Origin of the sequence: Allobosea sp. MMO-172, from assembly GCF_037147855.1 — a bacterium.
Classification (GTDB): domain Bacteria; phylum Pseudomonadota; class Alphaproteobacteria; order Rhizobiales; family Beijerinckiaceae; genus Allobosea.
The window spans coordinates 73429-84896 of sequence record NZ_JBBCUM010000004.1 but is presented as its reverse complement, the minus strand read 5'-3'; the positions used below and the strand labels follow the sequence as shown (position 1 = coordinate 84896).

The 11468-nt window shown below is 67.5% G+C and carries 13 protein-coding genes; all 13 read right to left on the bottom strand.

The features are described from left to right. Nucleotides 1–105 precede the first annotated feature (105 nt). Nucleotides 106–690, bottom strand: a complete 585-nt coding sequence (locus WFK61_RS07545; RefSeq protein WP_336810922.1) for a hypothetical protein — start codon at nucleotides 688–690, stop codon at nucleotides 106–108. Between the two features lie 102 nt (nucleotides 691–792). Further along, nucleotides 793–1272, bottom strand: a complete 480-nt coding sequence (locus WFK61_RS07540) for a hypothetical protein (protein WP_336810921.1) — start codon at nucleotides 1270–1272, stop codon at nucleotides 793–795. After that, nucleotides 1269–2081, bottom strand: a complete 813-nt coding sequence (locus tag WFK61_RS07535; RefSeq protein WP_336810920.1) for a hypothetical protein — start codon at nucleotides 2079–2081, stop codon at nucleotides 1269–1271. The genes WFK61_RS07540 and WFK61_RS07535 overlap by 4 nt, the downstream gene beginning before the upstream one ends. A 381-nt stretch (nucleotides 2082–2462) precedes the next feature. Next, the gene (locus tag WFK61_RS07530; RefSeq protein ID WP_336810919.1) at nucleotides 2463–4208 is read right to left on the bottom strand and encodes a DNA primase family protein; all 1746 of its coding nucleotides are present in this window, start codon (nucleotides 4206–4208) and stop codon (nucleotides 2463–2465) included. Between the two features lie 2 nt (nucleotides 4209–4210). Further along, nucleotides 4211–6259 (bottom strand): DNA cytosine methyltransferase, encoded by a 2049-nt coding sequence (locus WFK61_RS07525; RefSeq protein ID WP_336810918.1) that lies wholly within the window; start codon nucleotides 6257–6259, stop codon nucleotides 4211–4213. Then, nucleotides 6256–7314, bottom strand: coding sequence for a bifunctional DNA primase/polymerase (locus tag WFK61_RS07520; protein ID WP_336810917.1), 1059 nt, complete (start codon nucleotides 7312–7314; stop codon nucleotides 6256–6258). The genes WFK61_RS07525 and WFK61_RS07520 overlap by 4 nt, the downstream gene beginning before the upstream one ends. Beyond that, a complete protein-coding gene (locus tag WFK61_RS07515; protein ID WP_336810916.1) occupies nucleotides 7311–7514 on the bottom strand; it encodes a hypothetical protein in 204 nt (67 codons plus the stop codon). Before WFK61_RS07515 ends, WFK61_RS07520 begins: the two co-directional genes overlap by 4 nt. Continuing rightward, nucleotides 7511–10234 carry a DNA methyltransferase gene (locus WFK61_RS07510; RefSeq protein ID WP_336810915.1) on the bottom strand — a complete coding sequence of 908 codons (2724 nt, stop codon included), beginning with the start codon at nucleotides 10232–10234 and terminating at the stop codon, nucleotides 7511–7513. Before WFK61_RS07510 ends, WFK61_RS07515 begins: the two co-directional genes overlap by 4 nt. Then, entirely contained in the window at nucleotides 10231–10434 is a 204-nt protein-coding gene (locus WFK61_RS07505) for a hypothetical protein (RefSeq protein WP_336810914.1), read from the bottom strand. The genes WFK61_RS07510 and WFK61_RS07505 overlap by 4 nt, the downstream gene beginning before the upstream one ends. Then, nucleotides 10431–10673: a hypothetical protein gene (locus tag WFK61_RS07500; protein WP_336810913.1), complete on the bottom strand. Its 243-nt coding sequence runs from the start codon at nucleotides 10671–10673 to the stop codon at nucleotides 10431–10433. The genes WFK61_RS07505 and WFK61_RS07500 overlap by 4 nt, the downstream gene beginning before the upstream one ends. Beyond that, nucleotides 10673–10882 (bottom strand): hypothetical protein, encoded by a 210-nt coding sequence (locus WFK61_RS07495; protein ID WP_336810912.1) that lies wholly within the window; start codon nucleotides 10880–10882, stop codon nucleotides 10673–10675. The genes WFK61_RS07500 and WFK61_RS07495 overlap by 1 nt, the downstream gene beginning before the upstream one ends. Then, nucleotides 10879–11217: a hypothetical protein gene (locus WFK61_RS07490; protein ID WP_336810911.1), complete on the bottom strand. Its 339-nt coding sequence runs from the start codon at nucleotides 11215–11217 to the stop codon at nucleotides 10879–10881. Before WFK61_RS07490 ends, WFK61_RS07495 begins: the two co-directional genes overlap by 4 nt. After that, entirely contained in the window at nucleotides 11217–11468 is a 252-nt protein-coding gene (locus tag WFK61_RS07485; RefSeq protein ID WP_336810910.1) for a hypothetical protein, read from the bottom strand. The genes WFK61_RS07490 and WFK61_RS07485 overlap by 1 nt, the downstream gene beginning before the upstream one ends.

Here is an 11468-nt window from a genome sequence, read left to right as displayed (position 1 = left end):
CTGCGCAAAGCCCGGGGGCATTCTCCCCGTCTGCGGGGGCAGCGCTGGAAACGGTCCCTTGACCAGGGGGGGGTGTCGGCCCGGCCGCGCCGGGGCCCGGCCGGGTCAGGTCACCACCCCCCGGGTGATGACGCGGATCTCGTGCTCGACGCGCGGGGCGAGGCCCTGCGTCGCCTGCTCGAAGGCCGCCTTCGACCGGCCCTGCACCAATTGCTCGGGCAGGATGACGCCCGACTGCGCGATGGTGAAGGGCCGGCCCCACACCGATGTCGCGGTGTCCGGCTCGAAGACGTTGCCGTTCATGCCGAGCGCGACGCGGTTCGGGAACAGTCCGCCTTTGATGAAATGATGGGCGAAGATGCGCCGCCGGTTCATCGGGGCGGCCGAGACACCGCGGCGGGTTTCTCTGGCCTTGAAATACTTCAACGCGATGTCGCCACCGCGAACACGCTTGAAGAACTCCAGCGATGCCGGCGTCGCCTTGATCGGGTTCGCCAGGGCTTTGCGCGGGACGCGGACCGGCAGGCCGGTCTGCTGTGCCAGCGCGCGGCCGGTCTGGACGATGGCGGTGGCGCCGGTGCGGTTGATGGCGCGGGAATACGCCTTGCGCGCCTTGCCCTCCCCGATCGCCGCCATGGCATCCGCCAGCGAGCGAACCCCGGAGCCTTGGAGAGAAACGACGATACTCATCGCGCTCTCCCCCCGGAAATGCGAAACGCCGCCCGGATGAACCAAGCGGCGTTTTCAAACCTGATAATGCATGGCCAAGCTACGTCAACACTCTGCCGCAAGTCAAGCGGTCGGGCGCAGCAATTTTCCCGGCTGGGGCGGAAAGCGCCCGAAGCCGAATTCATCGCTGACAAACTCCCAGAACTCTCCCTCCCCGCAAGCCCTGCGATCAAACTCCACCGCGGCGAGATCAGCCTGGATCGTCACGGCCAAGCGCTCCGATGAGGCCATGTAGAGATACTTGCTGAGCATCACTTTGACGCCGCCACTCCGCCGGAGCGAAGACCAATCCACCCACCGGCCGAGCGCACGGTCGAGCGCCGCATCGACCAAAGGTCGAAGCTCCTCAGGAACCAAAGCCAGATACTCGGTAACTCGACGCGGAGGCATCAGCGCGGCGGAGGATCCATCCAGATAGATTTCCGGGGCCGAGCCCCGCGCCGCCTCGATCATGTCGCCGAGAATGGCCGGCCCCATAAGCCAGCGGCCCTCGGCCTCGAAGATTTCCGAGAAGCTCAAATTTGTTTGACGAAACTCGATCACGCCGGCACCTCCTCACCCACAATAGCACATTCCCATGGCCTGGCATGTGCGGCGGGCGGCAGAACCCGGTGCGCCGAGAGCAGCCCCGGCTCTGCCAGAACCTCAGCCAGATACGCCAGCGAAGCGTGCCAGACCTCGTATTCCGCCCGGTCGATGGCGGCCTGCGCGGGATCGGGCTCCAGCACCGTCTTGCGGTATGCCCCCGCAAAGGGCCGGCCAGACCGCTTGTTGTAGCCGTCGACCTCGATCCAGTGGACCTTGCCCCGGATCGCCTGCGAGACCTTGCGGAACCATGCAGGCTTGCCCTGCACCGTGACGAAACGGGCCGTCGGCGCCTCCGCCTGCCAGTGCGGCGCGCCGCCGAGGATCGCATGGCGCCGCAGAAGCTCCGCAGGCTTGCCGCGCAGGCGCCAGATGCCGGCGCCGTTCTGGGACGCGAGCCGCGGCATGGCGCGGCGCAGCGCCTCGTCCTGCTCCTCCTCGGACAGGCCGAGGCCGGCCAGAGGCGCCCAGCCCTCGGGTACGTCCAGATCGAGCGTGGCAAGCTCGCTCACGGCGCGATGCACCGCGAACGCGTCCTCATGCGGCTCCTGCCCGTACCAGGCATGGACCGGCACGACGCCATAGCCGTTCACCCGCCCGTCGCTGACGGTCTCGCAAAGCAGCACGCCCTGCTGCGCGACGGCGTCCCAGCTGCTTCCCATCACGGCCGTGCCGATCTCGACGGTGGCCGTCTCCGCCTTAGGCAGCTCCTCGCGATAGGCCCACCGCAACAGGGCTTCGATCGTGATCGTCTTCAGGCTCGCCATCGTCAAACTCCCCATGCTCCGCGAGGGTCGCGAGGGTTCCGCGAGCATCGATGACAACCCTCGCAAGCCGAATTGTTCAATCCATTCATAATCTTACCTATCATGCTGCGAGGGTTGCGAGGGTTGAGGACGGGTATAGGCAATAGAGCAATGAAAATCGGGGCTTCCCCGAAGCCCCTCATGTCTATGAGGAGCGCGACAACCCTCGCGACCCTCGCGCGCCACCACCCATCATGTTGAGAAGCCTGACGAATTCGCCTCGCGAGGGTTGATCTGCACCCTCGCGAAACCCTCGCGACCCACGACGCGCCAAACGCATGGCGCAGCGGTCACAAGTCGTGCGATCACCCGAAAACACATGACGACTGCGAGCATCGCGGTTCACCGGTCATCTCCGTGCCGGGGGCTGCGGGGCTCAGGCCGGTCGGGAATGTCGTGCAGCACGATGCCTTCGAAGGTGCGGATGCGGCCGTTGTGCTTGACGAAGCCCTTCTTCTCGAGGGTTTGGCTGAAGGCCTTCTCGCTCCACGGCTTCATGGCATTGGCCAGGCACCAGCTCTCATAGGCCTCATAGATCAGGCGTGACGGCACCTGCCTGGGCTCGTCAGGAGGCTCCGGCGGCGGCAGGCGGCGCACGCAGGCGTCGATAAAGCCCTGCACCTGGTCCATGTCGGCGCGATAGGCCTTGGTGGCGTCGCGCACCTCCGGCGGCTCGTGCAGCCCCTCGTGGAGATAGATCAGCGCGCCGGCGATCAGCCAGTTGAGGATACCGGAGCGCTCGGCGGCGAATTCGCCGAGCACGGTCTCCATCTCGCGCCGCTGATCCTCGGGAATGGTCTGCGCCCAGACGACGAGCGAGAGCCGCCGCCAGATGCCGAGATCGACGCCGTCGATGCGGGGCTTGTCGTTGCCGGACATCGTCGCCTTGAAGACGGGCCGCAGCTCGAAGAAATTGCCGTAGTTATGCCGCGCCATCATCGGCTCGCCGCCGGTGAGCTGCTTCACCAACGCCTCTCGCAGCATCTCGCCGCGCGGCAGCTCGGAGACGCGGACCAGCCGCTTGCCCGGCAGCTGCGCGATGTCGGGCGTCGCCTGCCCCGCCCCGCGCGATTGCGTGCCGGTCACCGATTCGGCGTTGAGCGTGCCGGCATAGGGGCCGAACAATCGCGCCAGCGCCTCGATCAGCGTGGATTTGCCGTTGGCGCCCTCGCCATAGTGGAAGACGAGCTTCTGCGCCCCGATGATGCCGAGCAGCGAATAGCCGTAGAACACCTGCAGAAAGCGCTGCACCGCCGCATTGGGTTGGCAGAGATCGAGGAATTCCTGCCATTTCGGGCATTCGGCATCAGGCTCGTAGATCGCGGGCGCCAGCTTCGCCAGCCGGTCGGCGCGATCATGTGGCCGCATCCGGACGCGCCAGAACAGCACGGGCTTCTTGTCTTCCGGCGCATCCGGATCCTCGACCCGTTCGAAGACGAGCGTTCCGTTCTCGACATTGACGAGCATCGGGTCGGCATCCATCGCCTCGACGCCGACGGTGAGATGCGGCTGCGCCTGCGTCAGCATCTGGGCGACGCGCGCGCCATTGCCGCAGGAAACCGAGAACTCGCGCCTCCGGCCGCGCCGCTTCGACCAGGCGCCGATGGCCTTCTTCCCTTCCTCGATCGCGCGCTCCTGGTCCTTGTCGCGCTCCTTCTCCGGCACCCGCCGCGCCTCGCGACCAGCATCGATCGCGGCCTGCTCGGCCTCGCTCGGATGCATGACGAGGCTCTCGGCCGCGATCCAGCGCGCCGCCGCCTGGGCTGTCCGATGAGCGGCCTCGGCTCCACCCAGCGGCTCCCAGAAGGATCCGGTCCAGACATGCCAGCCGATATCGCGGACGAAGAGGAGGTCGAAGCCGCGCCAGTGGATCAGGCGCCTGCCATTATCGGTATCGTTCGGCAGCAGCCGCATGGCGAGTTCGAGCCGGTCGACATGGTCGCGGCCGAGATCGGGTGCGCGCGCATCGTCATCCTTCAGCCCCACCGGATCGCGGGGCTGCGGGGCTGCGGCAGCCTCGGCTTCCGCGTCGAGAATGAGCGCGCGAAGACCATCGGCCGTGAGATCGTCGGCGGGAAAATCGGTCACGATCACTCCGCCGCGATCAGAAATTCCGGCTGGGCAGAAGGCAGACCCGGCCAGGTCGGAACAGGCGCCCGGCGGCGCTTCGTCACGTCAGGCAACAGCAGGGCCTCTACGCAATTCGCGAAGGCGAGCGCCTCGGCCGGAGGCGGCGAGACGCTGTTGCCGATCTTGTGGCGCTGCGCCGTCTCCGTCAGGCGGCCGCGCGCAGTGATGTCATAGGAATCAGGCATGCCCTGGGCCCGCGCCAGCTCGCGCGGCACCAGCATCCGCATGCCGATATCCCAGACGATGAAGTCGCCTATGGTGACGAATTCGCCCGGACCGTCCCAGACACCATGATCCCGGAGGAAGCGAGCAACCATGCGGGCGCGCTCGGCCATTTCGGGCGTGAGCGGCGGCAGGGCGAGAGCGGCCTCGACATGGGCAAAGCGGTCGCGGGTCGTGACGGTGCGGCTCGGCTCATCATGGCAGGCACCCTCACCCGTCCCGTAATAGGCGGTCAGGTGAGGAGCAATCAGCGCATGATGGGCTCCAGAGGTCGAAATCGTGCCGAGCGGCTCCTCCTGCCCAATGGATCGGGTGTTCCGGCGCAGCGTCGCCAGATATCCCATGACCGGCGCTTGCGTGCAGGCCTTGCCAACGATTGTCGACATCGGCTTGTCCGCATCGTGCCCGATCATGTCGGTGTTGTGCTGCGCCAGATAGCAGGCCGCGAGGTTGCCGCCGTTACCCGTCGGCACGACGACAGGCGCCGGCTCTTCGACGCTCCGGGAGCGCGGTTCCTGCCCTGGCCGCTCGCCATAGCGCGGCACGAGGAAGCCGGTGACGACCTGGTTCTGATCCTTCGCGTTCGCGCAGATCGTGTGATGCGGCTCATCGGCTGGTCGGTTGCCACCACCCTGTTGGGCATAGGACAGGAACGGCGTGACCACCGACAGCGGGCCACCTGCACCCGGCCGCTTGATGAAGCTATTCGCGGTCACGGTCGGCATGGGGGCGTCCGCCACCTGACCCACAGAATCGAAACGGTTCACCGCGAGGAAGGGCGCGACGACGACCGTGTCCGCCTTCGTCGTGTTGGTGTGATAGGGCTTGTCGACCGGACGCTCGCCGGACTGCCCCATGCGCCCGCCGACACCGGCGAGATAGGGAACCGTCAGGCCGTGCGCATCGCGCGATGAGGTGACGGTCTTGAAGGGATCGTCGAGCCCCTGCCCGCGAAAGCCCTCGCCTGAGTGATTGACGGTGACGACGAACGGCTCCGCACGATCGAGCACATGCCGTTTGAAGCCTCGCGCGATCCGCGCCATCGTCTTCTCGGCGAGCGGCCGCACGACCTGAAGCTTCTGCGCCTTGGCTTCCGCCCGGGTCAGGAAGATCGAGGGGCACGGCAACGACCAGTCGATGATCTCGGCCGCGGTGCGATAGGGCTTCAGCTCACCGGCGATGACGCGCGGATCGCTCGGCTTCGCATGCGTCGGCTTCGGCCACAGGATCGGCTTGCGGTCCCGTCGCGCGACAAGGAACAGGCGCTTGCGGATCGTCGGCGCACCGTAGTCGCAGGCGCGCAGCTCGCGCCATTCGACGGCATAGCCGAGCCGCTCCAGATGGCGCACCCAGCGCGCGAACTCCGCGCCCTTGTGATAGGGGCAGGGCTTGCCGTCCTCGCCCAGCGGACCCCACTGCGCGAACTCCTCGACATTCTCCAGCATGATGATCTGCGGAGACACGGTCTCGGCCCAGACGAGCACGACATCCGCGAGCCCGCGCACCGATTTCGAGACCGGCGCGCCGCCTTTGGCCTTGGAGTGATGCCGGCAGTCCGGCGAAGCCCAGAGCACGAAGACCGGGCGCCCCTTCGTCACCGCATAGGGATCGACCTTCCAGATATTCTCCTTCAGGTGCACGGTCTGCGGATGGTTCGCCGCGTGCATCAGCAGCGCGTCGTCATCATGATTGATGGCGAAGTCGGGCGAACGGCCGAGAGCCCACTCGAGACCGAGCGAGGCGCCGCCGCCGCCGGCGAAACTGTCGATGATAAGGCCGTCCGTCATGCCGCCCTCCCCCGCCCGAGCTCGTCGGGTGAAAATGTTCCGCGCTCGGTCGCTTCGAGGCCGTTGCGGATGGTCTGGTTGATCTTGTGCTCGGTCGGCGCGACGCCGGCGGGCAGGTTCGCGAGCAGAAGCGCTTCCGCGCGGCCGCGATCGAGATGGCCGGAGCGCACGAAGCGGCCGAGATGTGAGGCCGCCAGGAAGACGTTGTGGTTGCGCTCGCCGGCCGGGGCCGTGCGCGCGAACTCCAAGGCCCAGTTCACGGCGCCGTCGACATAGCGGGCGATGCGGCTGTCGCTGCATCCTTCGGTACGATGGCGCTCGCCGACGCGCTGCGCCGAACGGCGCACCTGCCGCTCCCGATCCGTCAGGAATTCGCCGGTGATGACGCCACGCAGACGCCGCGGCAGGGCCGGCAGGCGCGAGACCTGCGGCATCAGCCATTCATAGCGCTTTCCGTCCGCCATGACGGAGGGCGGCGCGATGACATAGCCGCCCTCGCCCCTCACATCGATATGGGCGAGCTCCTCCGGGCATTCCTGGTCCCGCAGGAAGCGCGTGAACAGGTTGGCCTTGTTGCCGATCGCGCCGGAGAACGGCCGGCCGAGCCGCGCCAGGTTCTCCGACACCTCGGCGAAGACAGCCTCGTCCGGCCAGGCGAAATAGAGATGCAGGCCGCCCGATTGCGTCCGCGCGATCACCGGCTCGACGATTTCGCCGGTCTCCGGATCGGTCTCGCGCAGATGGCCGCAGAACCGGGTCAGCGCCGCCAGCATCGCCTTGGTCGGGTGATCCTTCGGGTCGAGATCGACGACGATGCAGCGCGTGCGCAGGCCGGTCGGGAAGCCGATCAGGGCCGAAGGCCAGCGCTTCCACCAGCCGCGGATCACGCTCTCGTCCAGGCTGGCGAGCCAGTGGCCGCCATCCTTCCGGCCGGGCTCGCTCTCCCCCGGGAGGTGCGGTGCCTTCGATCCGTTGGCCTTATCCGTCGTGGCCTTGCACGGAAACACGGGGCAACCGCGCGCGGCATAGGCAAGGGCATGGTCGAGCATCGTCATGACCGTGACGATGCCTCGTCTGCAGGCTGGTCAATCCCGGCGGCCCGCTCTTTTTCGCGCTGCGTTTCCTTCTCGATCTGCAGCGCGAGCGTATCCATCGCGATCAGCGGGTAGAGGCTGGTCAGCCCGCCATGCGTCTCGTCGATCAGGAAGAAGCGCCGCGCCCGCCGCGCGGCCGAGAGCAGGGATTCCTCGCTCATTCCGCAGCCTCGAGATGAGCCCCCGGCTGCGCTGCATCGAGCAAATCGAACAGGGAGGGGATGGCGACCCGGTCCTCGGCCGCGGCGCAATGCAGCGCGCCATCCATGAAATAGCCGGGGTTGAGCTCGACCCCGATGCCGAAGCGGCCTTGCAGGATGGCGCGATAGGGCACCGTCATCAGCCCGCCGAAGGGATCGAACACGGTCTCGCCCGGCATCGACATCTGCGCGATGACACGGTCGACGATGTCGAACTGGAGCGGGCAGAGATGCATCTCCTTGCCCTTCGCCTGCTGCACGCCGTTCAGCGTCCGCATGCGCGTCACGTCGCTCCAGACGGCCTCGTCCGGCGAATGCGGCGGCAGCAGCATGAAGGTGGGAGGCAGGCGCCCGCGCGTTTCCAGCGCCTCGGCGATGGCGACGTGATACTCGAAGTCGTAGACCGCCTCGAGGTTGAAGCGCTTCCACATCTTGTAGACGACATCGGCCGGCTGGCCGTGCAGGTCCTCGGCCTTCAGGGCGCGGTCGCCGCTGGAGCGCAGATAGCCATGGGCATCGACCTGCCAGCGGGCGCGGCTATAGCCGTCCGGATTGATCCACTGCCCGGTCTCCCAGGCCTCGGGCGGCGTGACCTCCTCCGGCAAAGGATACTCGGCATCCGGCGGCGGCTCGGCCGAGGGAACATCGGCATTCGGCTGGAACCGCTTCTTCGCCTTCACGACCTTGGTGTCGGCATAGGAGACCGAGCGGTCGGTCTGGGGCTTGCGGAAGATCAGCAGGTATTCCGGCAGGCCGGCGCCCATCTTCGAGCCGTCCTTGCATTGCTCGGTCCAGCCCAGGCGATAGGTCTGGTTGTTCTCGCGCACGACGTCGGTCGTGATCGTCTTCATGCCGAGGAAGGCGAAGCCGTGTTTCCGGAAATGCTGGATCGCGTCGCAATGGAAGGTCGAGACGGTCTGGAAGCCGAGCCCGTTGATCCCGCCGGGGATGATCCGGTCCTTGACATGGATGACGCAGTTGCGGCCGGGCTGGAGCGCGCGCAGCAGCGAGGGCGTCAGGAAGTCCATCTGCGCCCAGAAATGCGGGTCGCTGTCGGTATGGCCGAAATCGTTGTAGCTCGGCGTGTACTCGTACTGCGTCGAGAACGGAATCGACGTGACCATCAGCCCGACGGAGTTCTCCGCCAGCGCGGCGCTCTCCAGCACCGTGTCGTTGTTGACGATGCGATGATGCGGCCCGCGCATCTCGATCCGCTCGACGCCGATCGAGCGTGACAGCGAGGCGGCGAGCGCCTGCTCGTTCAAGCCGTATTCGCGAATGATCTTGCCCATCTCGGCCACCATGTGCTCGTGCTGGCGCCACTTCTGGAGGAGCGTGCGCAGGATCGCCTGCTCGCCCTCGCTGGCGATGATGTGGATTTCGACCGGCCGCTCCTGCAGGAAGCGCTGGATGCGGTGCACGGCCTGGATGAAGTCGTTGAACTTGAAGCCGATCCCGAGGAACACGGCCTTGTGGCAGTGCTTCTGGAAGTTGCAGCCGGACCCGGCGGTGACGGGCTTGGCGGCCAGGTGCTGGAAAGCCCCTTCCGAGAAGCCGATGATCGTCTCCTCGCGGGTGTCGAGATCCTGCGTGCCGTAGACGCTGCGCACGCCCGGCACGGCCGCCTCGATGGCGCGCCGCTCGTCCTCCAGATCGTGCCAGATCAGGAAGTGATCCGCCGGCGCGGCCGCGAGGATCTCCCGCATCTTCGCGATCCGCGCCGGCAGGCTGTCGCGCTTCTCGCGCGAGGCTCCGACGACACCGAGCGCGGCATTCTTCAGGAGGATGCCCTGCCCGTCGCGCTCGGTCTCGCGCGTGGCGAGGTCGCTGGCGACGGTGTGGTGGATCACCTGCAGCGGCGGCAGCGCATAGCCGGCATCGTCACAACCGAGATCGGACGGCCGCTGCACGAACAGCGCCCAGCTCGACACCCACAGCCAGAACTCGCGCTCCTTGTGCGGGTGGATGGTGAGGCTGTCCGCCTTCTCGCTGTTGCGCTTGAAGAACCGGGTCTTCGCCTCGCCGACATCCATAACCTCGAGGAAGGCCGAATAGGCCAGCAGCTCGATATAGTCGTTCGGCGAGGGCGTGGCGGTGGCGACCAGCTTGAAGGTCACCCCGTCGAACAGGCGCATGAACGCGCGGAAGGTCTTCGACCCGCCGAAGCCGCGCAGGCAGGACGCCTCGTCGAGGCTGGTCACGGCGAACAGGCGCGGGTCGAGCTTGCCGTCTCGCACCGTCTCGTAGTTGGTCAGGTAGAGCCCGCTCTCGCCGGCCTCCTCGATCGAGCGGATGAAGCGGATACTCGGAATGCGCTCCGGCCGGCCCTCCTGCCAGCGCCGCAGCTCCTCGCGCTGTTCGGCGCTGATCTTCTCGTGCTCGCCGGTCGCCAGCACATGGACGTCGCGGCGGAATTCCTGGCGCACGCCGAGCGGCGCGGTGATCAGCCCGCGCCCGCCGCGGGCGGCGCAGACGATCCGGTTGAACTCGATCTGCATGAAGGTCTTGCCGAGGCCGAAGGCGGCGAACAGCCCGGCCCGGCCGCGCCGCAGCGCCCATTGCACCATCAGCTTCTGATGCGGCTTCAGCAGCGGGTTGATGTCGTCGAGCCCGACGACGATCCCCTGGTCGGGCGCGATGCAGGCCTTGGCCTGGAGAAAGGCGAGATAGGCGTCGCTCATCGCGGCCCCCTGTCATAGGCGTCGATTCCGGGAAGCCGCGAGAGCATCCGGCCCGCGCCGCAGCCTTCAGGCCGGCAGCGGTGATCGGTCGGCCGCTGGATGGGCATCGGCAGGCCGCGCAGACCTTCGGGGATCACGCGCAGGCGACCATCGGCCAGGGCTGCCGCGATCAGGCAGGCTTGTTCGGCGGAGAGTTTCATGCCGACACCGTGGGAGATGCTCGGCCGACATCGCCCGGCGCGAGATCGCCTTGCAGGAGCACGCGCAGGCGGCGCGCCGCTTGCGCCAGGGCGTCGGCCCGTTCCCGTGCCGAAGCGATGCATCGCTCCGCAACGAGGCCGAGTTCGGGCTCGAAGCGCGTCGTTTCCAGCACATGGATGCCGGCGGCTTCCTGCTGGGCCGCGCCCTCCAGTTCGGCGATGATCGCGGCGAGATGCATCAGCCTCCCCCCTCGCGAAACAGCGCCTGCTCGGCGGCGGACCAGAGCGCGGCCGGGGCGGTTCGCCCCTCGACGATCGCCTGCGCGGTCGAGCGCTTGAGGCGCAGGACAGTGGCGATGATCGAGGCGGGAAAGCCGAGCCTGGCCATGCCGCGCGCCGCGGCCTTTCGCCGGCGGCCGATGCGCTCGATGCGAACGGGGCGCTTCATCGCCGCACCGCCGGAATGCCGAGATCGTCGAGCATCGTGACCACGTCGCCGGACCGGCCGACGCGCCACGACAGGTCGTCCCCGATCCAGATCGCCCGGCAGGCGAGCCCGGCAACGCGGAGCGCGGAACAGCATTTGGACAGGGCAATCTCTTGCTGCGCCCGCGCGATGATCTGCCCGATGCGGGTATCGAGCGGAGCCTCGATATCGATCCTGAACACCCCGGACCGGATATCCTCGGCGGAATGCTCCGGGACGGTAAACACGACCTCCCCGTCGAGAGCCGAGAAGGGTCGGCCGTCCAGACTGATCCGGGCCCCGGCGAACATGGCCATCAGAAGGCCTCCCGCGGCAGGAGGGCGATGGCGGGCAGGGCTTCCGGATGAGCCCGGAACAGATCGGCCAGCGCATGCAGGCCAGCCCGCACATGCTGCGGCAGCGCGCGCTTCTCGGCCGCGCGGCGCAACAGGGTTTCGGCGCGGTCATGCAGCCCGCACCGGCGCAGGCGATGAGCCTGTTCGGTGATGGCGGCGAGCAGGCCGCGCAATTCCGGCGATACCGGCTGCAGGTCTCCGATCGGCAGCAT

Bases quoted from the DNA above. Each gene is read 5' to 3' on its own strand.
- WFK61_RS07525 (WP_336810918.1), bottom strand. From the start codon at position 6,259: ATGACGGACGGCCTTATCATCGACAGTTTCGCCGGCGGCGGCGGCGCC.
- WFK61_RS07535 (WP_336810920.1), bottom strand. From the start codon at position 2,081: ATGGCGAGCCTGAAGACGATCACGATCGAAGCCCTGTTGCGGTGGGCC.
- WFK61_RS07545 (WP_336810922.1), bottom strand. From the start codon at position 690: ATGAGTATCGTCGTTTCTCTCCAAGGCTCCGGGGTTCGCTCGCTGGCG.
- WFK61_RS07510 (WP_336810915.1), bottom strand. From the start codon at position 10,234: ATGAGCGACGCCTATCTCGCCTTTCTCCAGGCCAAGGCCTGCATCGCG.
- WFK61_RS07495 (WP_336810912.1), bottom strand. From the start codon at position 10,882: ATGAAGCGCCCCGTTCGCATCGAGCGCATCGGCCGCCGGCGAAAGGCC.
- WFK61_RS07520 (WP_336810917.1), bottom strand. From the start codon at position 7,314: ATGACGATGCTCGACCATGCCCTTGCCTATGCCGCGCGCGGTTGCCCC.
- WFK61_RS07485 (WP_336810910.1), bottom strand. From the start codon at position 11,468: ATGCTGCCGATCGGAGACCTGCAGCCGGTATCGCCGGAATTGCGCGGC.
- WFK61_RS07515 (WP_336810916.1), bottom strand. From the start codon at position 7,514: ATGAGCGAGGAATCCCTGCTCTCGGCCGCGCGGCGGGCGCGGCGCTTC.
- WFK61_RS07505 (WP_336810914.1), bottom strand. From the start codon at position 10,434: ATGAAACTCTCCGCCGAACAAGCCTGCCTGATCGCGGCAGCCCTGGCC.
- WFK61_RS07500 (WP_336810913.1), bottom strand. From the start codon at position 10,673: ATGCATCTCGCCGCGATCATCGCCGAACTGGAGGGCGCGGCCCAGCAG.
- WFK61_RS07490 (WP_336810911.1), bottom strand. From the start codon at position 11,217: ATGGCCATGTTCGCCGGGGCCCGGATCAGTCTGGACGGCCGACCCTTC.